General features: G+C 46.2%; 13 protein-coding genes. 10 read left to right on the top strand and 3 right to left on the bottom strand.

Going from position 1 to position 24,797, the window contains the following annotated elements; genetic code table 11:
• The first annotated feature begins 15 nt into the window (after positions 1–15).
• The 3 genes from BN161_RS01255 (at position 16) to BN161_RS01245 (ending at position 4,554) form a co-directional block, all read left to right on the top strand.
• Complete coding sequence (locus BN161_RS01255; protein ID WP_022392885.1) at positions 16–231, top strand: Sec-independent protein translocase subunit TatA/TatB; 216 nt, start codon at positions 16–18, stop codon at positions 229–231.
• 109 nt (positions 232–340) lie between these two features.
• Complete coding sequence (gene tatC / locus BN161_RS01250) at positions 341–1,162, top strand: twin-arginine translocase subunit TatC (RefSeq protein WP_044262313.1); 822 nt, start codon at positions 341–343, stop codon at positions 1,160–1,162.
• On the top strand, positions 1,162–4,554 hold the full coding sequence (locus BN161_RS01245) for a DEAD/DEAH box helicase (RefSeq protein WP_044262312.1): 3,393 nt from the start codon (positions 1,162–1,164) through the stop codon (positions 4,552–4,554). The genes tatC and BN161_RS01245 overlap by 1 nt, the downstream gene beginning before the upstream one ends.
• A 412-nt stretch (positions 4,555–4,966) precedes the next feature.
• Here BN161_RS01245 and BN161_RS01240 read toward each other — a convergent pair whose 3' ends face one another.
• Positions 4,967–6,511 carry an MFS transporter gene (locus BN161_RS01240; RefSeq protein WP_044262311.1) on the bottom strand — a complete coding sequence of 515 codons (1,545 nt, stop codon included), beginning with the start codon at positions 6,509–6,511 and terminating at the stop codon, positions 4,967–4,969.
• A 301-nt stretch (positions 6,512–6,812) separates the two neighbouring features.
• Between BN161_RS01240 and BN161_RS01235 the strand changes: the two genes are divergently transcribed.
• Positions 6,813–8,033 (top strand): glycoside hydrolase family 88/105 protein, encoded by a 1,221-nt coding sequence (locus BN161_RS01235; protein ID WP_044262310.1) that lies wholly within the window; start codon positions 6,813–6,815, stop codon positions 8,031–8,033.
• A gap of 4 nt (positions 8,034–8,037) precedes the next feature.
• Positions 8,038–9,006, top strand: a complete 969-nt coding sequence (locus BN161_RS01230) for a pectinesterase family protein (RefSeq protein WP_044262309.1) — start codon at positions 8,038–8,040, stop codon at positions 9,004–9,006.
• Positions 9,007–9,120: 114 nt separating this feature from the next.
• Here the strand turns inward: BN161_RS01230 and BN161_RS01225 are convergent, their stop codons facing one another.
• A complete protein-coding gene (locus tag BN161_RS01225; RefSeq protein WP_007212477.1) occupies positions 9,121–9,468 on the bottom strand; it encodes a cupin domain-containing protein in 348 nt (115 codons plus the stop codon).
• Positions 9,469–9,614: 146 nt separating this feature from the next.
• Here BN161_RS01225 and BN161_RS01220 point away from each other — a divergent pair, with 146 nt between their 5' ends.
• The 5 genes from BN161_RS01220 (at position 9,615) to BN161_RS01200 (ending at position 19,942) form a co-directional block, all read left to right on the top strand.
• Positions 9,615–11,381: a pectinesterase family protein gene (locus BN161_RS01220; protein ID WP_044262308.1), complete on the top strand. Its 1,767-nt coding sequence runs from the start codon at positions 9,615–9,617 to the stop codon at positions 11,379–11,381.
• A 213-nt stretch (positions 11,382–11,594) separates the two neighbouring features.
• Positions 11,595–12,911: an acetylxylan esterase gene (locus BN161_RS01215; RefSeq protein ID WP_044262306.1), complete on the top strand. Its 1,317-nt coding sequence runs from the start codon at positions 11,595–11,597 to the stop codon at positions 12,909–12,911.
• Positions 12,912–13,176: 265 nt separating this feature from the next.
• The gene (locus tag BN161_RS01210; RefSeq protein WP_044262305.1) at positions 13,177–16,518 is read left to right on the top strand and encodes a SusC/RagA family TonB-linked outer membrane protein; all 3,342 of its coding nucleotides are present in this window, start codon (positions 13,177–13,179) and stop codon (positions 16,516–16,518) included.
• A gap of 31 nt (positions 16,519–16,549) precedes the next feature.
• Positions 16,550–18,679: a RagB/SusD family nutrient uptake outer membrane protein gene (locus BN161_RS01205; protein ID WP_044262304.1), complete on the top strand. Its 2,130-nt coding sequence runs from the start codon at positions 16,550–16,552 to the stop codon at positions 18,677–18,679.
• A gap of 111 nt (positions 18,680–18,790) precedes the next feature.
• Entirely contained in the window at positions 18,791–19,942 is a 1,152-nt protein-coding gene (locus BN161_RS01200) for a dienelactone hydrolase family protein (protein ID WP_044262303.1), read from the top strand.
• Positions 19,943–20,352: 410 nt separating this feature from the next.
• On the opposite strand, the gene BN161_RS01195 is transcribed toward BN161_RS01200, so the two are convergent.
• Positions 20,353–24,774 carry a hybrid sensor histidine kinase/response regulator transcription factor gene (locus BN161_RS01195; protein ID WP_044262302.1) on the bottom strand — a complete coding sequence of 1,474 codons (4,422 nt, stop codon included), beginning with the start codon at positions 24,772–24,774 and terminating at the stop codon, positions 20,353–20,355.
• Positions 24,775–24,797 lie beyond the last annotated feature (23 nt).

Here is a 24,797-nt window from a genome sequence, read left to right as displayed (position 1 = left end):
TAAAAGACTACGGATATGACAAATTTACTTTTATTAGGCTTTCTGCCCAGCGGTTCCGAATGGGTTATCATCGCCCTGTTAATACTGTTGTTGTTTGGTGGCAAGAAAATCCCCGAACTGATGAAAGGACTCGGTAAAGGTGTGAAGAGCTTCAAAGATGGTGTGAATGAAGCAAAAGAAGAAATAAACAAGGCGAAGGATGATATAGAAGAGCCGGCTTCAAAAAAATAAATGAGTTACATAAGCTACGAGCTACAAAGTTACAAGCTACAAGTGGCTGCGCGATTATGCCGCACGGTACTCGTAGCTTGTAGCTCGTAACTCTTAGCTACTTACTACTATGGCAGATAAGGAATTAACCTTTTGGGATCATTTGGACGAACTGCGCCGTGTATTGTTTCGGGTACTCGGTGTATGGTTTGTGTTGGCTGTCGGTTATTTTATTGCGATGCCGTGGCTGTTTGATAACGTAGTGTTAGCTCCCTGCCACAATGACTTTGTCTTCTACGATGTGTTGCGCTATGTGGGAAAGGTTTTCGATCTCCATGATGATTTCTTCACACAGGAGTTCCACGTCAAACTAATCAATATTAATCTGGCTGCCCCGTTCTTTATTCACATGTCCACTGCATTCTGGATGTCGGTGGTGACGGCTACGCCTTATATCTTTTTCGAAATCTGGCGGTTTATCAGTCCAGCGCTCTATGCTAATGAGCGGCGTGGCGTGAAGAAAGCACTGTGCATTGGTACGGTGATGTTCTTCCTCGGTGTGCTTCTGGGTTATTTTATGGTCTATCCGCTGACGCTGCGTTTCCTTTCCACCTATCAACTGAGCGCGGATATTGAGAACCAGATTTCTTTGAATTCCTACATAGATAACTTCATGATGCTGGTGCTCTGCATGGGGCTGGCTTTCGAATTGCCGTTAGTGACGTGGCTGCTTTCGCTCTTGGGACTGGTACATAAATCTTTCCTGCGCAAATACCGCCGTCATGCACTGGTGCTTATCGTGATTACTTCAGCTATCATTACGCCGACTGGCGACCCCTTCACCCTGACTGTGGTTTCCGTTCCGCTTTATCTGCTCTATGAGTTGAGTATCCTGATGATTAAGGATAAAAAGACCGATGCGGACGAGACTGATGAAGAGAAGGAGGAATAATGAAAGAAGAAGCGCGGGAATACTATCATTTCTTGCTCACTGTCTGCCGGGATGAAGATATTCCGCCGGTGACGGCTTACCGTCAGCTTCGTGAATTTCTGGAACGTCTTTGCCGCACGCAGATGCCGGACGGTAGCCTTCAGATGACGGATCTTTCTGCTCGCGTCAGTTTTGTGGCCTCAAAAGTGGGACTTTCCGTAGTGGAACAAAACCGCCTGCACACCTTCCGACTGACTTCCAATGCCGTACTGAATCGGCAATCCGAACCTTCACGCGAGAATCTGTTGCGTGACATCAAGACATTGACCTTCTTTGTGAAACGGTTGACGGGTGAGGATATCCCTGCTGAACTATATCATCTGCTTCCCCGTGCGGATGCCACTTATATTGTTGCTCCGCCTGCAAAAGAACGGATACGCCGGATGCGTGTCTGCTTCCAGTATGCTGACGACACATTTTTATATGTATTGCCGGTAGATACCGTTGCTGATGAACCGCTGAGGGTGCGCTACAATGTATCTCAGGTGAATGAGGAATTTGCCGAGACCTGCAAACAACTGTGGCGTCATGCGCAGGTCAACCTGCTGGATGTAGCTGTAGATGAGGCTGGTATACTGACGCCCTCCTTTATTATACTGGAACCGGACTATCTGTTGGATATCAGCTCATTGGCAGAGTGCTTTAAAGATTACGGGCATCATCCTGCCAATTATTTGCTGGCACGCCTGCAATCCCCTGACAATACACGCCCGCTGTTACTTGGAAACATCGCCAATCTTTTTTTGGATGAGTGGATCTATGCCAAGGAGGAACCGGACTATCTGACTTGTATGAAGAAAGCGTTCCGTACCTATTCCATTGATTTGGCCGCATGTGCCGATTTGTTGGATAAAGAAAAGGAAAAGGAATTCTTCGCTGATTGTAAACGGCATTTCGACCATATCCGGCAAACGGTGACGGAGACTTTCCGTGCTCCCGGTTATGAACTGGATAAGACGGATGCCGTACTGGAACCTACCTATATTTGTGAAGCCCTGGGATTACAAGGCCGCCTGGACTATATGCAGCGAGACATGTCTTCCTTCATAGAAATGAAGTCGGGCAAGGCTGACGAGTATTCCATCCGGGGCAAGGTGGAGCCGAAGGAGAATAACAAGGTACAGATGTTGTTGTATCAGGCGGTATTGGAATACTCTATGGGGATGGATCACCGCAAGGTCAAAGCTTATCTGCTCTATACCCGCTATCCGTTGTTATATCCCGCTCGTCCGTCGTGGGCGATGGTGCGCCGTGTAATGGATGTGCGCAACCGGATTGTGGCGAATGAATACGGTATGCAATTGCGTAATAGTCCGCACTATACGGCGGAGCGGTTGAAGGATATTCATCCGGATACACTGAATGAGCGCCATCTGAACAATACATTGTGGAAACGCTATCTTTACCCTGCCATTGATGCCGTGACGCAGCGCCTTCGGGCGCTTACACCGTTGGAACAATGCTATTTCTATACACTCTATAATTTTATTACGAAGGAACTGTACACTTCAAAATCGGGAGATATTGATTATGAGGGGCGTACAGGGGCTGCCGCCTTGTGGCTTTCTACGCTTGAAGAAAAGTGTGAGGCGGGAGAGATATTATACGATCTGACAATCACGGAGAATCATGCGGCGGATCTGCATAAAGCATACCTTGTGTTAGCACGGGCCAACCAGCAGTCGGCGCAGACATTGCCGAATTTCCGTGAAGGAGACTCCGTCGTTCTCTATCAACGTAATAATGATACGGACAACGTAACCAATAAAATGGTATTCAAAGGAAATATTGAGCGAATCACTGACCGGGATATCCGTATCCGCCTTCGTGCTTCGCAACAAAATACTTCCGTGCTTCCTCCCGACAGTCGTTATGCCATCGAGCATGATTATATGGATACTTCTTTCCGCAGTATGTACCTGGGACTTTCTGCCTTTCTTTCTGCCAACAAGGATCGCCGGGACCTGTTGCTATCCCAGCGACAGCCGGAGTTTGACGTTTCTTTCGATCCTCGCATTGCAGTTGCTCCGGATGATTTCTCCCGTATCACCCTGAAAGCCCAGGCTGCTAAAGATTATTTTCTCTTGGTAGGTCCTCCGGGCACCGGAAAGACTTCCCGTGCTCTACGCGGTATGGTGGAAGCCTTCTATCGTGAGGGGAAGCAGATATTATTGCTCTCGTACACCAATCGTGCAGTGGATGAAATCTGCAAAACCCTCTCTGCCATTACGCCTGAGATTGATTTCATCCGTATAGGGAGTGAACTTTCCTGCGATATACCTTTCCGTTCCCATCTGATAGAGAATGTGCTGGAATCCTGTTCTTCACGCCGTGAGGTACATACCCGCATAGAGCGTTGCCGTGTTTTTGTGGGCACTGTCTCCACATTCTCCTCCAAAACGGAATTGTTCCGTCTGAAAACTTTCGATGTGGCTATTGTGGATGAGGCTACTCAGATACTGGAACCACAACTGCTGGGGCTTCTTTGTGCGCGTAATGTGGCGGGTGGAAATGCTATTGGTAAGTTTATCCTCATTGGTGATCATAAACAATTGCCTGCCGTCGTGCTTCAATCCGAATCCCAATCTGAAGTCTGCGAGGACTGCCTGCACAGCATCGGTTTGCATAATTTGAAAGATTCCCTTTTTGAACGCCTCTACCGGAGTTCTGCCGACACCACTCATCACTTATCACTCATTACTAACCGCTCCTACGACATGCTTTGTCGCCAGGGACGTATGAATGTGGAAGTGGCTCGTTTTCCTAATCATGCCTTTTATGGCGGACTATTGGAACCTGTCGGTTTGCAACACCAGCAAGGAGAACTGACACTTGCTCCGGGATTGGAAAATGATGAATTTGCAGATATATTGGTGCGTCGTGTGGTTTTTCTTGCTTCAGTGCCGGAGGGCGCTTCGCAATCGGCAAAGATTAATCATTTCGAAGCGCAGCTCGTAGCCAGACTGGCAGCTGCTATCTATCGGCAATATGACGGTAGTTCCGGTTTTTGTTCTGCCCTGACTTTGGGGATTATCACTCCCTATCGTAGTCAGATAGCTCTTATTAAAAGTGAAATAGCTGCTTTGGGCATTCCGTGTTTAAACGATATCCTGGTAGATACCGTAGAACGCTTCCAGGGGAGTGAGCGCGATGTGATTATTTATTCCTTCTGTGTGAACCGTACTTATCAGTTGAAATTCCTTGCCAATCTTACGGAAGAGGGTGGGGTGTGGATTGACCGGAAACTGAACGTGGCTCTCACTCGTGCCCGTAAGCAATTGTTTATGACAGGTGTACCCCATTTGCTACGGCAAAATCCTATCTATGCGGACTTGTTGGATAGTATTTTCTGAAATGGAAGGAACTGTGGCTTTCAGAAGGATAATCCGAGTTTTATTTAGCAAATCTTAAACGTTCCTCTTTTCTTTATATCTTTTATTAGTATTTCTGAATGTAATAAACCCTTATCTTTGCCGAACGTTTTTTTCATAGAGATTTAGATTTAAGGTTAGAAGAATTGTGGAAGTCGTGAGACTTCCCTTTTTTTCATCTTAAAGTTTTGCGCTCCTGTATCTCTCATGGACCGTTTGAAGGTAATTTGCTAAAGTATACTGAGGTTCATGTTTTTCACGGGAGAGTGCAGAAGAGAGTCGCTTCGTGAGAAGGGGCTTTTTTTGTGCCGGTACTTTTCTGTCTTTTATATATATCAAAAAAGGTGCTCACTGCTGAACACCTTTTTTATTATCTATATATACTATTCCAGTATTATTCCAATACAATAGGTTTGTATTTCGGAACCAATGCCTTCATTACAACCCAACCAATCAGGTAAGCCACTGCACAGATGCAGAAGATGATGAAGTATCCTGCAGGTTTACCGGAGAAGCCCATAAATTCCATGGCGGGACGTACATATTGCGCACCATGTTTCAGCAAGTCTTTTGTCATTTCCACTTCCGTTCCGTCTGCCATTGTAGTTCCGGCGGCGTAGGTAAATAACATACCGGATCCTTTATTAATAAGGAATGAACCAATACCACCAGCCATACCACCAATACCTGTTACAGTCGCAATAGCAGTTTTAGGGAACATATCACTTACGGTTGAGAAGATGTTGGCTGACCAAGATTGGTGAGCTGCACCAGCGATACCGATAATGATAACTGGGAACCAATAAGAGTAAGAACCCAATGGCTGTGCGAACAGTGCCAACAGGGGGAAGAATGCGAAAATCAGCATAGCCCGCATGCGTGCTGCATAGGGATTCATGCCTGTTTTATTCATAATGATGGTCGGCAATTTACCACCATAAATAGATAACATTGTAATAGCGTAAAGAACAAAAATCAGCAGCATGGCCGTAGAACTATCTGATGAGAAACCGTAAACGTCGCTGATATATGCAGGAGTCCAGAAAAGGAAGAACCACCAGACACCGTCGGTCATGAACTTACCAAATGCGAAAGCCCAGGTTTGCTTGTAACAGAAAGATTGCAGGAAGCTCATTTTCTTTTCTTCTTTTCCTGCTTCTACAGGGGCAACACCTTCTTCGTGCTTATCTTGTTCAATGTATTCCAACTCAGCCTTATTCACATGTTTGCTCTTGGCGGGTTCTGTATACATGAACACCCACATACCCATCCAGATGAAACCGAGGACACCGATCACGATGAAAGCCATTTCCCAGCCGTTTCCTATACCTATTTCTTTAAAGTATTTGGCTAATAGAGGAATCGTGACAGGTGCTGCAAGTGCACCTACCGTAGCACCGGCATTAAAAATACTGGTTGCGTATGCACGGTCTTTCTTTGGAAAATATTCGGCGGTAACTTTGATGGCCGCCGGGAAATTGCCAGCCTCACCGAGTGCCAAAACGAAACGGGCAGCAATAAAGAAATAAACGCTGACTGTTGCAATGGTGAGTGCCATTGCAGAACCGGTTTCTACAGCAATCAGGGCATCCGAACTTTCCAATCCTACCCACAATTCGGTAGCATAACCGCAAACTGCATGAAGACATGCACCAAATGACCATACACCGATAGCCCACAAGTAACCTTTTTTAGTTCCCATCCAGTCAATGAAGCGACCGGCAAATAGCATACTGAAAGCGTAAATAAGAGAGAAGATAGAGGTAATGGTACCGTAATCGTTGTCGGTCCAATGGAACTCGGGAGCGATAAAGTCTTTCCACGTCAATGACAGCACCTGGCGGTCAAGGTAGTTTACTGTTGTCGCAAAAAATAACATGGCACAGATGGTCCACCTGTAGTTGGTCATCTTTCCCATTGCATTTTGATTTAAACTCATGATACGTTGATTTAAAATTATTAATTCTTATTTCTGGGGCCAAAAATACACATTATTTGATGTATATCAATACTTTTTTCGTCTAATTTCCTGCAATTTTTGTTCCAAGTGCAAATAAATGGCAAAAAAACTCGTTATCGTGCACGAAAACACTCGTTCTCGCACACGAAATACTAAATTTATAGAAGGCGAAAATAAATAATGCACCTTTTCAGTCGAAAAGTACACAACGTTTTAGGTGAGAACCGCTATCTTTGTCACATTACTTAATATAATCTATATACCTAAAAACAAGAACAGAATGATGAACAATCTGCTTTGTAAAACTTTTGTGATGGGAGCGCTGATTTGCTCCACTCAGTTGTCCGCTCAGAAAGTAAGTGATAAGCAACCGTGGTCGGTACGTATGGTAGAGTCGGAGATGATTCGCTGCCCGGAATCCTGGCAACTGGATTTCCAGCCAAAACTGAAATGGGATTATTGTCATGGGCTGGAGTTGCAAGCCATGCTGGATGTGTATGATACGTATGGAGATCAGAAGATGTTTGACTATGCGCTGGCTTATGCGGACACTATGATACACAAGGACGGAAGTATCGAGACCTATAAACTGCATGAATATAATATCGACCGCTTGAATTCAGGTAAATTCCTGTTCCGTATCTACGAACAGACGAAAGATGAAAAATATAAGAAAGCTATCGACTTATTGCGTAGTCAGCTTGACACCCATCCGCGTAATGAGGACGGCGGTTTCTGGCATAAGAAAGTATATCCGAACCAGATGTGGTTGGATGGTCTTTATATGGGAGCACCTTTCTATGCTGAATATGCTTTCCGCAATAATCGTGTGCAGGATTATAAAGATATTGTGAACCAGTTTATTACAGTGGCACGCCATACGTATGATCCGAAGAACGGACTTTATCGCCATGCCTGTGATGTAAGTCGTAAGGAACGTTGGGCAGATTCCGTTACCGGACAGTCACAACATAGCTGGGGACGTGCTATGGGATGGTATGCAATGGCATTTGTTGATGCGCTGGACTTTATTCCCGAACATGAGGCGGGACGTGATTCCATGCTCGTTATCCTTAATAATATTGCCGCACAGGTGAAACGTATACAAGATCCGAAGACTGGGTTATGGTATCAGGTGCTGGATAAGAGCGGTGAGAAAGGAAACTATGTAGAGTCTTCCTGTTCTACTATGTTTGTTTATGCCCTGTTCAAAGCTGTTCGTAAAGGATATATTGATAAATCGTATCTGAAAGTGGCTCTCAAGGGATACCAAGGTATTCTTGATAACTTCATAGAAGTAGATAAAGACGGTGTGGTGACTATTACCAGAGCCTGTGCGGTTGCAGGTCTGGGTGGCAAAAACTACCGTATGGGAGATTACACCTATTATATAAATGAGACAATCCGCAGCAACGATCCCAAGGCAGTAGGTCCGTTTATCATGGCAAGTCTGGAGTGGGAGCGTCTGCAACAAGTAAAGGAAATCGTAAATCAGAAATAAGACAATGAAACGGCTAACTTATTATTTATGCGGCATACTTCTTCTCCTGGTGGGGATCATGCCGTTATCGGCACAGTCCCAATATAAAGATACAATTGTGGTTGCCCGTGATGGTTCGGGAGACTATCGCACGTTGACGGAAGCTATGGAAGGCATTCGTGCTTTTATGGATTACAAGGTTACAGTGCTGATAAAGAATGGAACGTATAAGGAGAAAGCGATAATTCCTTCTTGGGTGCAGAATGTAGATTTCATCGGTGAAAGTGTGGAGAATACGATTATTACGTATGATGACCATGCCAACATTAATAAGATGGGTACTTTCCGTACCTATACTGTAAAAGTGCAGGGAAACAATATTACCTTCAAAAACCTGACCATAGAAAACAATGCTGCCAGACTGGGACAAGCGGTTGCCCTTCACACGGAAGGGGATAAACTGGTATTTATCAACTGTCGTTTACTGGGAAATCAGGATACCATTTATACAGGTGCCGCAGGTACACGCCTTTATTTCGTAGATTGCTATATTGAAGGAACCACCGATTTTATTTTCGGTCCTTCTACCGCTTTGTTTGAGAACTGCGAAATCCGTAGCAAAACAAATTCATACGTGACGGCAGCTTCTACGCCCGAAGACATTGCGGTGGGTTATGTCTTTAAGAATTGCAAACTGACGGCCAATCCGGGTGTGGATAAGGTTTATCTGGGGCGTCCCTGGCGTCCGTATGCCGCTACCGTATTCATCAATTGTGAGATGGGTAAACATATCCGTCCCGAAGGATGGCATAATTGGGGAAAAGCGGAAAACGAGAAGACAGCCCGCTATGCTGAATATAATAGTATGGGAGAAGGTGCTGCGGCAGCCGGTCGGGTAAAATGGGCGAAGCAGCTGACCAAGAAAGAAGCTGCCCAATACGATGACCTGAATTACATCTATCGGATGTGTAGCGACTGGAAACCTGAAAATTAATAACTTAGCTTCCTGTCTACAAAGAGCCAACTTCCTGCTTACAAGGAGTTAACTCCTTGTCGACAGGAAGTTAACTTTTTGTTAGCAAGAAGTTAACTCCTTGCAGACAAGGTATTAGCGCTTCAGAAAATCCGCTCTCATGGGGCTGAAACAATCTATCAGGATACCAGCTTCCAGGCATACGCACCCGTGTTCCGCATCCGGTTCAATGTAGACGCCGTCTCCGGTTTCTACAATTTGTTTTTCACCGTTCACGGTAAACTCAAATTTACCGCTTGCCACATAGGTGGTTTGTGTATGGTAGTGGGTGTGTGGTGTACCGATGGCACCTTGCTCGAATTTTACTTTAACCAGCATCACTTGCCCGTCGTAGCCCATTATTTGGCGTACTACTCCTTCGCCTGCCGGTTCCCATGCGATTTCTTTTTCAAGAATGAAAGTGTTACTTCTTGTCTTTTTCATTTTGTTGCCAGATTAGTTGTTTTGCCGGCAAATATACGATTAATATTAATTTTTCTACTGATTGCGACTTTTTTTACACTTCGGATCCTTTGTTTTTGGGTAATATTGCACCGGAAAATAATAATACTATTTATATTTGATGAATTATGAAACACAAGTTGACATTATTGCTGGGGTTGTTTTTCCTGCTCTCGGCTTTCAAGGCTGACAAGCCTTTGATTACGATTTTCATGATTGGAGACTCCACTATGGCGAATAAGCCGTTGACAGGTGGAAACCCCGAACGCGGCTGGGGACAGATGTTGCCCGGCTATCTTTCCGAGGAAATCCGTGTAGACAATCATGCTGTGAATGGACGTAGTTCCAAGAGTTTTATTGACGAGGGACGGTGGGAAAAGGTAATCTCACAGGTGAAGAAAGGGGACTATGTATTTATTCAGTTCGGACATAACGATGAGAAGTCCGATCCGAAACGGTATACGGCTCCGGGAAGTACTTTTGATGAGAACCTGAAACGTTTTGTAAACGAAACCCGTGCCAAAGGCGGTATTCCCGTTTTGTTTAACTCCATTGTACGCCGTAACTTCGGTACGGCAAATGGGAATGCAGTGGCTCAGGCTATCAGTCAGGATGATATACAGAAAGGAGTGAACCCGGATGCAAAGCGGGAGGCTTCGGAGCAGCCTGCTGCTACTGAAGGTGGCAAGCTAATTGATACACACGGTGCTTATCTGGATTCTCCGCGGAATGTAGCGAAAGAATTGGGTGTGGCTTTTGTGGATATGAATAAGATTACGCATGACCTTGTAGAGGGCATGGGGCCGGTAGACTCCCGGAAATTATTTATGTGGGTACCTGCCAATCAGGTCGCCGCGTTGCCGAAGGGGCGTGAAGATAACACTCATCTGAATGTTTATGGCGGGCGTGTTGTGGCCGGTTTGGCTATGGATGCCATTGCTAAGGAAGTGCCGGAACTGGCTAAGTATGTTCGGCACTATGATTTTGTAGTGGCGCAGGATGGTAGCGGAGATTTCCTTACCGTGCAGGAGGCTATTGATGCTGTTCCTGATTTCCGCAAGAATATCCGTACTACGATACTGGTGCGTAAAGGTGTGTATAAAGAGAAGATTGTGATACCGGAAAGTAAGATCAATATTTCCCTGATAGGTCAGGACGGGGCAGTGCTTTCGTATGATGATTATGCGCAGAAGAAAAACTGCTTTGGCGAAGAAAAGGGAACCTCCGGTTCGTCTTCCTGCTATATTTATGCTCCTGATTTTTATGCTGAGAATATTACGTTTGAGAACTCTTCCGGTCCGGTAGGACAGGCGGTAGCCTGCTTCGTAAGTGCCGATCGTGCTTATTTTAAGAATTGCCGTTTCCTTGGCTCTCAGGATACGCTTTATACGTATGGGAAAAATTGCCGTCAGTACTATGAAGATTGCTACGTAGAAGGTACGGTCGACTTCATATTCGGCTGGTCTACGGCTGTCTTTAATCGTTGCCATATCCATAGTAAAAGAGGTGGTTATGTCACTGCACCTTCTACGGATCAGGGACAGAAATATGGCTACGTATTTTATGATTGTCGTCTGACTGCGGATGACGGTGTACGGGATGTATCTCTTTCACGTCCCTGGCGTCCGTATGCACAGGCTGTGTTTATCCGTTGCAATCTGGGTAAACACATCTCTCCTGCCGGATGGAATAACTGGGGAAATAAAGAAGCGGAAAAGACCGTTTTCTATGCAGAATATGAAAGCACGGGTGAGGGTGCCAACCCCAAAGCGCGTGTTCCTTATTCCCATCAATTGAAGAATCTCAAAGAGTATGAGATGGAAACCGTACTTGCCGGAGATGACGGATGGAATCCGGTGAAAAATGGGGATGAACTGCTAAGCATAAAGCGCTGATTGACACCAGTCATCTCTGTACTATCTCCGTGCTATCTCCGTAGTATCTCCGTATGTTCTCCGTACCAAGTCCGTGTCAAGTCCGTATCGTCTCTGTAATTATAGACACGGACTTGATACGGAGATGATACGGGCTTGATGCATTGTTGATACGGATTTGATGTGAAGCTGATATTTGGATTTGATAAATAAACTTATAACTATTAGAACACAATGATGAAAAAGAATTTATTTGTATTACTGCTCGCCCTGATACTGCCGCTATCGTTTGCATCTGCGGAGAATTATCCGTACCGGAGCGATGTCCTTTGGGTGACTGTACCCAATCATGCTGACTGGATTTATAAGACCGGAGAAAAGGCTACGGTTGAAGTTCAGTTCTATAAATATGGTATTCCGCAGGATGGAGTAACTGTATCTTATGAAATAGGCGGAGATATGATGCCGGCAGAAACTTCCGGTTCGGTTACGTTGAAGCAGGGAAAAGCGGTTATTCCTGTGGGAACTATGAAAGAACCCGGTTTCCGTGACTGCCGCTTGACAGCCACTGTGGATGGAAAAAGTTATAAGCATCATGTAAAGCTGGGTTTCTCACCGGAGAAGATTAAGCCTTATACGCAGATGCCGAAGGACTTTAAAGAGTTCTGGGAAAACAATAAAGCGGAATCCGCCAAATATCCGTTGACTTATACGAAGGAATTGGCAAAGGAATATTGCACCGACAAGGTGGATTGCTATCTTATTAAGCTGATGTTGAACAGTCGCGGACAGAGTATTTACGGCTACTTGTTCTATCCGAAGAATGCAACAAAAGGCTCTTGTCCGGTAGTTCTTTGCCCTCCGGGTGCCGGAATTAAAACAATCAAGGAGCCTTTACGTCACAAATATTATGCAGAACAAGGCTGTATCCGTTTTGAGATTGAGATACACGGATTGAATCCTACCTTGACAGAGGAGGCATTCAAGGAAATCAGCAACGCTTTTAACGGTAGAGAGAATGGCTATCTGAATAATGGACTTGATAACCGTGACAACTATTATATGAAACGAGTGTATTTGGCTTGTGTGCGTAGCATCGACCTCCTGACTTCCTTGCCCGAATGGGATGGTAAGAATGTAATTGTCCAGGGCGGTAGCCAGGGAGGAGCTTTAGCTTTGATTACGACCGGTTTGGATCCTCGTGTAACAGCTTGTGTAGCCAATCACCCCGCTTTGAGTGATATGGCAGGGTATAAAGCGGGGCGTGCCGGAGGATATCCCCACTTTTTCCGTACCGAAGGGATGGATACACCGGAGAAGTTGAAAACGATGGCATATTATGATGTAGTGAACTTCGCCCGTCTGATAAAGGTTCCTACCTATATTACCTGGGGATACAATGACGATGTGTGTCCGCCAACCACCAGCTATGCCGTTTATAATACGCTGGATTGTCCGAAGGAAGCATTGATTACCCCGATTAATGAGCACTGGACTTCCAATGATACGGAATACGGGCAGTTGCAGTGGATATTGAAGCATCTGAAATAAGTAAAATCTATCTTATTCCTCGTCCCCCCGGATTTCTCTTCAATGAAGAGAGTTAATCCGGGGGGATTTTTTGTGACTTTACCGTGAGAAAATCCCCCTCTCCCTTTGTCAGCTGTGTTTTGAGTGGTATAGAGCGATTTTTCCACCGATTCAAGCATATTTTTCACCTGAGAGAGATAGATTATCCGCTACTTTGCAAGTGCAAGGCAGACATGAATGCTTTGTAGTGAACTCAGAATTTGTTTAATCAATAAATCATTTACTTATGAATTACAGGAAAAAGGTCGTGTTAATGCTCGGGGTTTTATCCTACCTCAATTTGGGAACTTTTTCTCAGGCTGCTCCCTTGACAGTGGATCATATTTCAGTAGCCGGTGTGCAGCAAGCTTTCAATGACAAGAAGACAATTAAGATTTCCGGTTCGGTCAGAGACGCAGCCGGTGAATCTATTATTGGTGCTACCATCCTAGAGAAGGGAACTTCAAACGGTGTCGTTTCCGATATGGACGGTAACTTTTCTATGACTGTGGCTGCTAATGGGATATTACACATCTCTTATATAGGCTATGTAGATCAGGATATAGCGGTTGCGGGTAAGAGTCTTTTCAATATTCAGTTGCTTGAAGATACGGAAATGCTGGATGAAGTGGTTGTTATCGGTTACGGTACGGTGAAACGTCGTGACCTGACGGGAGCCATAGCTTCGGTAAAAGGAGATGAGGTTGCTGCCAATCCTGTATCCAACGTTGCACAGGCATTGCAGGGACGTCTGCCGGGAGTGAACGTAGTGTCGCAGGACGGTCGTCCGGGAGCTACAATCTCGGTACGTGTCCGCGGAGGAGGGTCCATAACCCAGTCCAATGATCCGCTCTATGTAGTCGATGGATTTCCGGTAAGCAATATTGGCGATATACCGGCTTCGGAAATAGAATCTATCGATGTGTTGAAAGATGCGTCATCTACGGCTATTTATGGTGCACGCGGTGCAAACGGTGTAATCCTGGTTACCACTAAGAGCGCCAAGGAAGGTCAGATTAAGGTAAGCTATGATGGTTATGTACAGGTCAAAAATGTATCGAAGACGCTTGAAACGCTTTCGGCTCAGGAATATATTCTTCATAACTGGAGCTATGCCGCATCCAGAGGAACCGCTAACCAGGATGCTGTTGAGAAATACTTCGGTCTGGGAAGTAAGTATGGTAACCACTATGCCGACTATGCCAATGTGAAAGCCCATGACTATACGGATGATGTACTGCGTACCGCACTGTCTCATAACCACAGTGTGAATGTTTCGGGCGGTACAGATAAAACGAAAGTGATATTTACACTCGGCTATGTTAACGATGAAGGAATCAAGATCAATTCAGACTACAACCGTCTGAATGCTTCTTTCAAGATTCGGCAGAAGCTTGCCAAAACACTGGACCTGGATGTTGATTTCCGTTATACGGAGTCAAATCTGAATGGACGTGAGAATGTAACGAACGGTAAAGGTTCTAATGTGTCGGGAGCTTATCGCTATCGTCCCATTGACAATCCGTTGGGTGGCGTCTCTTATTCGGAAGTTGCATCAGGCTTCAGTTTCGGTGTGGCTAATATCGATGACAAGCACAATCCGGTAGAACTGATCGATGATATCACGAATAAATCCTATTCCCGTTCATTGAGAGGATCGGCAGCTTTGTCATGGGAGATAATCAAGGGGCTTGTGGCTCGCAGTGAACTGTCACTTACCCGCAATTCTTCGAAGAGTACTTATTATGAGAACGGATATACAAACGGAGATAAACGTGCCACCCTTAACCGGGGCATGGGAGATGGATTGCGTTCGGTGAGCACTTTGAATTATAACTTCAATATCGGCAAGAACAACGTATTCTCGGCCTTGCTGGGTAATGAAATCCTGAAGTCGGATTCCGAGTCGTCGCAAATCACGGGCCGCGGTTATCCCTCTACATTCGATTATGACACCACGATGGGATTGATCCATACGGCAACCACCTCTTTCTCTGCCACCAATTCTTATAGTGTGCCAGCCCGTACAGTGTCTTTTTTCGGACGTTTGAGCTATACTTCCATGGACCGTTATCTGTTCACCGGTACGTTCCGTGCCGATGGCTCTTCTAAGTTTGCGCCGGATAATCGTTGGGGATACTTTCCCGCAGGTGCTTTCGCATGGCGCCTTTCGGAAGAACCTTTCATGAACGGCACAAAAGATTGGCTTTCCAATCTGAAGCTTCGTTTGTCCTATGGTACTTCGGGTAGTGACAATATTAGTTCCAATCTGTGGCGTGAAACCTGGTCGAGCCTTGGTTCGGGCAGCAATCATACCCCTATCAACGGTGAACTCGGTTCATTCTATCGTCCGGACGGTTTGCTGGCTAACTCTAAGCTGAAATGGGAAACTACTATTTCGCGCAACTTCGGTATTGACTTCGGATTCCTGAACAACCGTGTTAACGGTAGTCTGGAAGTATACTGGAATACTACAAAAGACTTGTTGATGGCTGTACCTGTGGATAACACTACCGGATACTCTTATCAGTTCCAGAACTTCGGTAAAACCTCCAATCGGGGTGTTGAGCTTTCGGTGAATGTAGATGTGATAAACAAAGGTGATTTCCGTTTCAACGTAGGCGCCATCTATAACTACAACCGCAATAAACTGGACGAACTGCCTAACGCCGACCAGTATCTCTACTCTTCATACTGGGGTTCTTCCTCTCTGGTTCCTACCAACGATTATATGTTTGTAGAAGGAAAAGCTATCGGTCTGGTACGTGGCTTTATCAGCGAAGGATATTATACCGTGGATGATTTCAATTACACCAACGGCCAGTATGTTCTGAAAGAAGGCGTGCCCGATATTACGAAAGCCTTGACCGCTACATACATGCACCCTTACGATCTGCCTGCCGGACAGACTGCATTCCCCGGAGCCGCCAAATTCCGTGATGTGGATGAAAGCGGTACGGTAGACTTGGATGATGCTACTTGCCTGGGCGAAGTGATGCCTCGCCATACGGGAAGTTTCCAACTGAATTTCAACTATAAGAACTTCGATCTTTCTACTAACTTCAACTGGACGGCAGGCGGTAAGGTATATAACGTGGCTGCTATGATCAATGCGTCCGGTCAGGAATTTGACGGAATCGGTGCGCAACGTGCATCCTGGGTGGCCGATGCTTTCAAGGTTTATAATGTGAATGCTGCGGGTGACTTGTATGCCGTTACCAATCCCGATGAGTTGAGAGCATTGAATGCGAATGCCAAATATCATTTACCCTACCATCAGAGCGGCATTACTTCATCAGAATGGTTGGAGAATGGTTCATACCTCCGTTTGCAGACGCTGACGCTCGGATATACCTTGCCCAAGAACTGGTTGGCTAAAGTGCATGTAGATAAGATACGCCTGTACCTCACCGCAACCAATCTCTTCACCATTACCGGTTATTCGGGCATAGATCCTGAAGTGAATGCCAACCCTACAGGACAAAGCGGATTCTACAGTAACCTGAGAATTTTCCCGACGCTCAACATGGACTTCGGAACTTATCCGCGTGCGCGTACATTCACTTTCGGCGCTAACATAACTTTCTAAATAGTAATTGTAAAATAACAGAGAAACAGATATGAAAAAGATATTGAATATAACTCTCGCGGCAGCTTTCGCATGTGCGATGACCGGTTGCCAGGACTTTCTCGACACTTCCTCTCCGAGTGTAGTAGACCGTGATTTTGTCTTCTCAAATGAAGAGTCTGCACGTGGTGCATTGTATTATGGTTATGAAACCCTCCGTGCAAACCGGAGTGTACATAATGTCGGATTCTTCTGGCATCCGGTTTGGGGATCGGACATTGAAGACTCTCAGGACATCTACGATGAAGGTAGCGCCGGAATCTGTGAAAAATGGTATTATCCGGGTGGTACGGGCAACTATAACATTAACTCCGGTGAAGGAACGGAAGTGTTTACCAAGCTTTACGAAACGATATCCGTGGCCAATTCCCTGATATCCAGTTTTGAGGCGCTTGATAACTTCCAGTCGATCATGACCGGAGAACCTAATAACCTTTCGGATATCTATGGGCAGGCTGTGGCTCTGCGTGCTACGTGCTACTGGGAGTTGTGTCGCTGGTATGGCGATGTGCCCCATGCACTGAATGCCGGTGAACAGGCAAAAGGATTGACTTCCCGTTATGCCATTTATGACTATCATATCCGGAAACTCAGGGAGGTAGAGCCTCATATGTATCGTCCGGGTGAAGGTAGTACGCGGGCGGATGTCATGAATCGTACGTATGTTCAGGGACTTATAGGACGTCTTTGTATGTATAATGGTGGTTATGCAACCCGCCGTACCGACCTGGGTGCAGACTTCTATGTGGATGGTAACGGAAAGGTGCTTACCTTCGACGATTGGAGTGTGGAAAAGAACGGTGCCGTTTACGGACGCCGCAGCGATTGGAAGGATTTGTATGCCATAGCCAAAGAATATCTTCAGGCGATCTATATGAATCCCGGTTCGGTGGTATTGCGCACAACGGACCCCCGTTCTACAGGTAAGAACGGACAGGAGTATAATAATCCTTACCAGTATATGTTCCAGCAAATGCATGCTGCCGATAATATAACATTGGCTGATGAATCTATCTACGAACTCCCTCACGAATACAATGGCGGGTCTTCCCGTCCGGCTTATATCGGTCGCCCCTCATCGGGTGGTGACGGACAGGCGCCTTGCGTGGCATGTGGACAGGATCGTATCCAGGCACATTTCTACTACGGTTGGTTCGATAATAACGACCTGCGTCGTGACGCTTCTGTGGCCGTAACGGGCAGCACAGGTGGTGGTCAGGAGCTGATGCAGTCATTCGACCGCAGTGCATGGGGTAAAGGATGTGGCCCGGGTACCAATAAGTGGGACTGGAACCGGATGACTGCTCCTGATACAAAAACATACGGTAATTCCGGCATCAACTTCTCCTATATGCGTATCTCCGATGCTTATCTGATGTTGGCTGAAGTGTGTGCGGCATTGGGCGATGAAGGCAGTGCCAAGACGTACCTTGCCATTGTTCACAACCGGGCATTCCCCGGTAACAACGACCCGAACTTCGAAAAGTATATCTCGGACTGCGGCTCTGTGTATAATGCGGTGCTTAAAGAACGTGCCCTGGAATTCAGTGGCGAAGGTGTGCGTCGTTTTGACATCATCCGCACTGGTATTCTTCCGGAGGTTGCCGTTGAAAACAGAAAGGTGATGTCTGCTATCATTGAGGGCATACGTCAGGATGGTTACTACACGTTTAAGAATGGCAATCAGATACCTGCCTATATCTGGACGAAGATGGTCGATGCTAAATCCAAGTATGGATATAGACTGACATCACAAACTCCGGCTGACAAGCAAGATGATCCGGTATTGTTTCCGGGATGGCGCGGACAGCATGATGATTGGGGAAGTCTGGTTCCAGCTTATGCAGGCGTGACGATGACGAACGTTGCAATCAAAGGTTTGTTTAAGTATATCGAACCGGGTTCTGCCGAAGCGTTGGCTTTGGAAGCTGATGGATATGTACAGACTCCCTGGGCTATCGATATGTTGAAATATGAGGATTCTTATGCGAAGAAACTCTTCGCCGGTTATACGGATGCCGATTATGCGGCAAAGAATCCGCCCATCCATTTATTGCCGAATATCTATCAGGTATTGCTGAATTCGGGAATTACGAATGGTTATGGTTTTAAGCAGCAGTAGTAGTAGCTACGGGCTACAAGCTACGAGCTACAAGTGGCTGCGCAGTATTCCGAAAGGTACTCGTAGCTTGTAGCTCGTAGCTCGTAACTCTTTCAATTAATTGAAAGTAATATGGTAAGAAGATGTATTCTTTGCATGATATTAGGGTTGGCTACTTCGGTAGCCGCCCTATCTCAGCATTTGTCCGGTTACGAACTGGAAAGAGAGATGCCTGTTTTCCTGGATCAGCTGAAAGCAGAGTTGACTTACCCCATGGCTTGGGGAAATAGTCCGGTTAAGAATTTTAAGAAGTGGCGCAAACAGGCACGCAATGCCGTGCTGGATGCCATGCTTGCCCCTCCGCCTCGCACTACCGACTACCGGACTGAGATCATAGCCGAAGAGCAGCGGAATGGGTATAAAGCCCGGAAGTTACGTTTCAATCTGACCGGCTATTCCCGTGTGAACGCCTATATGCTGGTGCCCGATGGTGAAGGTCCCTTCCCGGCAGTAGTACTTTTGCATGACCATGGAGGTCATTATACGATTGGTAAGGAGAAAATGATCCGTCCCTTCGGAGTATCTCCCGAAGTCCTGGCTGATGCTGATGCCTGGGCTAAACAATGCTACGGTGGGCAATATGTAGGCGATTATCTGGCTGCACATGGATATGTAGTTATTTCTATTGATGCTATATTCTGGGGAGAACGCGGACGGAAAGAAGGCGTCGATGGTGACAAACACATGGCTGTGGCAGGCAACTTCATGATGCTGGGACGCAGTTGGAGTGCTTTCATGAACTACGAAGACATGTATACCACCGACTTTCTGGCTACGTTGCCCGAAGTCGACTCCAAACGTATCGGTTGCATGGGCTTTTCGATGGGAGCTTACCGTGCCTGGATGCTTTCGGCACTCTCTGATAAGGTGAAAGCCGGAGTTGCCGTCTGCTGGATGGTGACTACGGACTGCCAGCTCTCATGGGAGTATGGAAAAGAAAGGGGAGGTTTTGCCAATATGCTGCCGGGTATCCGCCGTTATCTGGATTATCCGCATATCGCATCCATTGCCTGTCCCAAACCGATGTTTTTCCTGAACGGGGAACATGACAAGCTCTTTCCTCCAGTAGGAGTGAATGCCGCCTTTGCAGAAATGCGAAAAGTATGGGAAAGCCGTTCCGCAGGCGACAAATTGGTTACGGAACTGTGGGATATGCCTCATGATTGCGGAATAAAGGTACAAGATGCCATTCTCTCCTTTTTGGAAAAGAACCTAGCCCACTGATGACCTTATTCATATACCTTTGGTGGTAAAAAACATTTAAGTATATCTACGCTTAAACATTACCTCTTTACAGATAAAAATTCCCAGGTTAAATAGGCGTTAACTCCTAAGCTTGGGAGCATCACATTCCTAAGCTTGGGAGCATCGCACTCCTAAGCTTAGGAACATCGCACTCCTAAGCTTAGGAGTTAACACCCCCCTAAAATGGGAGGTGCTACCCCCTCTACAATACACTGTAGCGGGGGTCGGCTAAATTTATCCTATTCGGTTTTCAAAATCAGAAGATAGAGATAAAGAAGAGAAATAGAGAAAAATAGGCAGGCAGAATTATTAACAATCAGCCTGCCGGTAATGAAATCTTCAGAAGATGGAATAACCTCGACTTAATGGAGGAAAGCCGGAAGAAAACCTTAATTGTTTTGCTTTCGGCTTTCCTTGTATTCAGTCGGTGTCATTCCATATTGCTGCTTGAAGCACTTGCTGAAGTAATGCGAGTCATTCAGTCCCACCATATAGGCTATCTGAGCCATATTATACTCTTCTGTCTCTATGAGTTGAGCTGCCCGCTTCATGCGTATTTCTCTCAGGAACTCAACGGGAGATAAACCGGTCAGTGTCTTCAGTTTCTTGAAGAATACGGAGCGGCTCATGTTTACTTCGCCGGCAATGTCTTCCACTGTAAGGTCACCGTTATCCAGATGCTTCTCTATGGTTTCCATCACTTTATCCATAAACTTCTGGTCGTTGGGCGAAAGGGCCGGAGGGGTGGTTTCCTTTTTCCCTGCCAGGGGTTGTTCGGTGGATGCGGGCAACAGACTGGCGCAATACAATGCCTGTAACTTCTTGCGCTGTTCAAGCAGATTGAAAATACGTGCTTTCAGGTAGGCAGCGCTGAAGGGCTTTGTGATGTAATCGTCCGCTCCCAGCTTCATGCCTTCTATCTTGCTTTCGATGGTCGACTTGGCCGTCAGCATAACGATGGGAATATGGCTTGTGGTCATCTCTTCCCGCAGTTCGCGCACCATTTCTATACCATCCTTTTCGGGCATCATAACGTCGCTGATGATGATATCCGGCATATACAACTTACTCTTTTCCAGTCCGGTATTACCATTTTCCGCTTCTATAACATTGAAGTACTGGGCAAAGATGGTTCTTATGAAGAAGCGTAATTCCTGGTTATCTTCCACTATAAGGATGGTTTCTTTTTCACTGTTCAGGTTCTCCTCTTCGTTTCCGGTGAGCGGAGAGAACTGATTGCCAGTGCGTACTGGTGAGGCATCACTTACTACGTAGTCGGACAGGATGAACTCAACGGTTTCATCGAAGTGTTCTTTTCCTTTCTGCAATCTGACGCTGAAGCAACTCCCTTCTCCCGGTTTGCTCCGGATGCTGATGGTGCCGTGGTGCATATCTATCAGCTCTTTCACCAGTGAAAGGCCGATACCGGTGCTGGCCTGGTTGAAGAGGTTCTTATCCACTAAATTCTCGAAGCGGACGAAGAGGGACTTTTGCTTATTCTCCGCAATTCCTATTCCCTGGTCTTCCACGGCAAGAATCACATCCTTTTCTTCTTCCTGCACCATCACTTTGATCTGTTTCCCTTGGGGAGTATATTTGAAAGCGTTCGATAACAGGTTGAACAATATCTTTTCCAACTTGTCAGAGTCCGCCCATATCTTGAGGCTGGCGACTTCCGTATCCATACTGAAATCAATCTGGTGTTCATCGGCAAGGCTGTTGAAGCTTTCCATAATGTGGCGGATGAAAGGGATCAGGTCAATCTGTTGCACCCTCATCTTCATCTTCTTGTTCTGTATCTTGCGGAAGTCCAGAATCTGATTGACGAGCCTTAGCATCCTGTTCGTGTTTCGCTCTACCAGCACCAACTGTTCCCGTTCCTCATCATTCAGCTTGCCGTGTTGCAGGACTTGCTCTACGGGACCGGCAATCAGCGTCAGCGGTGTACGCAGTTCGTGCGATATGTTTGTGAAGAAACGTAGCTTTATATCTGAAATCTCCTGTTCGACGGATACCTTATGCTTCAGCCTGAAGATGGTGAAGAGGATATAGGTGGCTGTAAAAATGACCAATAAGATGAATAGCACGTACAGGGAATATGCCCACGGTGTCTCCCAGAAGGAGGGAAGTATGTTGATGTCCAGTGTACGCGTGTTCTCCACCCAGATGCCGTCGCTGTTTGTAGAGCGGACTTTCAGGGTGTAATGCCCTTTCGGAAGGTTGGTGTAAGTGGCGGTTCGCTGGTTGCCGATATTGTTCCAGTTATTTTCAAAGCCTTCCAGTTTGTAGGAATAGGAGATGTTGCCGGGATACTTCATGTCCAGGGCGGCAAACTGGATGCTGAATCCATTCTTATCGTGAGGCAGGGTCAGGAGGTGCGTATCATCGATGTGGGTGGTCAGTATGCCGCCTTCTTCGGGAGTCACCGTCTTCTCGGCCTGTTGCAGGCGGGTGAAGATGATAGGAGGAACGTATGTACTTGTATGGATGGAATCCGGAAAGAAGTATAGGACACCTTTCACGGTATTGAACAGCAGATAATCGGACTCTGTTCGCAGAGCCGCCCCTTCATTGAAACTGATTCGTAGGGGGAAAGCTCTGGAGGGGTAGTTTATTATTTTATCCGTGGAAGGAATAAACTTGCACAGCTCTTTCTCTGTAGCGCACCACAAGTTGCCGTGCGGGTCTTCTTCGATGGATAGCAATACATCCGAAGGAAGCCCGTCTCTCATGGTGTAGGCCTGAAAGCGGGCTTCAGTGCCCTCCAGTGAGAGTAGCTTATTGAGTCCGCCTCCGAAGGTGGCCACGTACATTTCGCCTTTCCGGGTGAAATATATGTTGTGCACGTCATTGTTGCTGAGGCTGTTGGCGTTCCCCGAAATACGGCAATAACGTTGGAATTCTATCTCTTCCGGTTCTTTGAAATTGCCCTTGCACATCAGTAATCCTGTGGCGCTGCCTATCCATATATTCCCTTTAGTGTCGGAGGTGATGAAACGTGTACGGTAACATTGGCTGATAGGATAGTTCTTTAGCCGGTTCCGGTAGTTGATGAAACGGACTGCTTCTTTGTCTGTTCCCCGTTCCAGGTAGTTGATTCCTCCTTCGAATGTGGCAATCCATATCCGTTGCTGCCGGTCTTCATGCAGACTGTAGATTTCATTGCCGCTCAGACTGTATACATCGTTTGCGTCGGCACTGTACTGAACGAGATGATAAGTCAGAGGCTTCCCCTGAGGCCTGGCGGCGAATAGTCCGTTGCCTTTGGTACCTATCCAGATGGTGCCTTCGTGATCTTGTATGATGGAATAGCCGATTCCTAACTTGTCCGTGCTGTAAGGGGAAATAGTCCCTGCGGACGTAAGGTTGCCCACATAGCGCCATTGGCTGTCGTAGACACGTATTATTTTGTCTTTATTGCCCGTCCATATATATCCGTTGCGGTCCTGGTAAACGGCACGGACGTTGCTTCCCGGGAATTCCGTGTCATCCGGGGCGGCGGTAAGCAAATGGAAATGATTGGTATTGAAAGAGATCTTCTCCAGTCCGTTTCCGTACGAACCGAGCCATAAATTACCCTGTTTATCGGTAAAGACATTGGTCACCTTATTGTCGGCGCTCCAACCCGATTGCAGGGTCGGATTGTAAAACGGACGTATCCGGTTGTTCTTACGGTCGTACCAGGCAAGTCCTCCTCCCGAAGGATGTACCCATAAAGAGCCGTTGACATCCTCGTATATATACATTTCCGGTCGGGAATCGACGATATCTTTGCCGTACTTGTCTTGCAGAATGAAGTGATCGAACTGATCGTTTTCAGGATTGAAGTGCGTCACTCCTTTGGTGCTGAGGCGTATCCATACTTCACCGTTGGTATCGATATAGGCTGCTTTGATCTGGTTGTCCTTTAATGAAGGATAATTCCGGGTATTATAGTGACGATGGTTTCCGGAACTTTGTTCATACACAAAGAACCCGTCGCTGGCTGTGCCAATGAATAGCTTGTCCTTTTTGAGTTGTCGGATGGTTTTGATAGACGAGCCGGTGGGGAACTCTTGCCTTACAAACTGGCCATTGTCCGGATTATATTCGTATACGCATCCTTGTTTAGAAGTGAAGTAGATGGCATGGTTGTTTTCCAGTGCATCGTAAAAAGGTTGTTTGTCCTTTTCCGGAGGAGCGACGAAGTAAGAAGAAAGTTTCTCTTCATTCCCGTTACGAGTCAGGCGGTATAATCCGTTCTCGGTAAGAATCCATTGGTTCTCCCGGCTATCCTGAAAGATAGACTTGATAGGTTCTGAGTATGAAATTTGATGGGACTTGAAGAAGTCTGTGACTTTCATTTCATGTGTTTCCGGATGGGTGGAGATATGAAGTAACTCATTTTGTACGGTAATTATCCATACGTCTCCACATGGAAGCACATGCATGTCCAGAGACAGATAGTTGTCGTAAGGGATAGCCTGGAACCGTTCAAGCCGCGGATTGAAACGATAGACCTGGTGATTGTAGCTTTGTACCCAGATATATCCGTATCTGTCTTCTTTAATATTGTCCAGACGGTTGTTGCTCAATCCGATGCTGTCGCCCGGATGGGCTTTATAGTTGTTAAATGTATATCCGTCAAATTTGTAGAGACCGTCCCAGGTAGCGAACCACATCACTCCTTTGTCATCTTGCAGGATGCTCATGATTGTATTCTGCGAGAGTCCGTCTTCTGAGGTATATTGTGTAAAGGTATGTGGTAATTGTCCGAAGCAGAAGTCGGTGGCAATTACGCAGAGGATTAGAAATATTCCGATTCTTCTCATGGTTAGTGTATTACCGGCTACGC

Source organism: Bacteroides timonensis (genome assembly GCF_000513195.1).
In the GTDB taxonomy this organism is placed as follows: Bacteria; Bacteroidota; Bacteroidia; order Bacteroidales; family Bacteroidaceae; genus Bacteroides; species Bacteroides timonensis.
This window is presented reverse-complemented; position numbering and strand designations above follow the sequence as displayed.

Bases quoted from the DNA above. Each gene is read 5' to 3' on its own strand.
- BN161_RS01210 (WP_044262305.1), top strand. From the start codon at position 13,177: ATGAATTACAGGAAAAAGGTCGTGTTAATGCTCGGGGTTTTATCCTAC.
- BN161_RS01215 (WP_044262306.1), top strand. From the start codon at position 11,595: ATGATGAAAAAGAATTTATTTGTATTACTGCTCGCCCTGATACTGCCG.
- BN161_RS01235 (WP_044262310.1), top strand. From the start codon at position 6,813: ATGATGAACAATCTGCTTTGTAAAACTTTTGTGATGGGAGCGCTGATT.
- BN161_RS01220 (WP_044262308.1), top strand. From the start codon at position 9,615: ATGAAACACAAGTTGACATTATTGCTGGGGTTGTTTTTCCTGCTCTCG.
- tatC (WP_044262313.1), top strand. From the start codon at position 341: ATGGCAGATAAGGAATTAACCTTTTGGGATCATTTGGACGAACTGCGC.
- BN161_RS01200 (WP_044262303.1), top strand. From the start codon at position 18,791: ATGGTAAGAAGATGTATTCTTTGCATGATATTAGGGTTGGCTACTTCG.
- BN161_RS01225 (WP_007212477.1), bottom strand. From the start codon at position 9,468: ATGAAAAAGACAAGAAGTAACACTTTCATTCTTGAAAAAGAAATCGCA.
- BN161_RS01245 (WP_044262312.1), top strand. From the start codon at position 1,162: ATGAAAGAAGAAGCGCGGGAATACTATCATTTCTTGCTCACTGTCTGC.
- BN161_RS01205 (WP_044262304.1), top strand. From the start codon at position 16,550: ATGAAAAAGATATTGAATATAACTCTCGCGGCAGCTTTCGCATGTGCG.
- BN161_RS01255 (WP_022392885.1), top strand. From the start codon at position 16: ATGACAAATTTACTTTTATTAGGCTTTCTGCCCAGCGGTTCCGAATGG.
- BN161_RS01195 (WP_044262302.1), bottom strand. From the start codon at position 24,774: ATGAGAAGAATCGGAATATTTCTAATCCTCTGCGTAATTGCCACCGAC.
- BN161_RS01240 (WP_044262311.1), bottom strand. From the start codon at position 6,511: ATGAGTTTAAATCAAAATGCAATGGGAAAGATGACCAACTACAGGTGG.
- BN161_RS01230 (WP_044262309.1), top strand. From the start codon at position 8,038: ATGAAACGGCTAACTTATTATTTATGCGGCATACTTCTTCTCCTGGTG.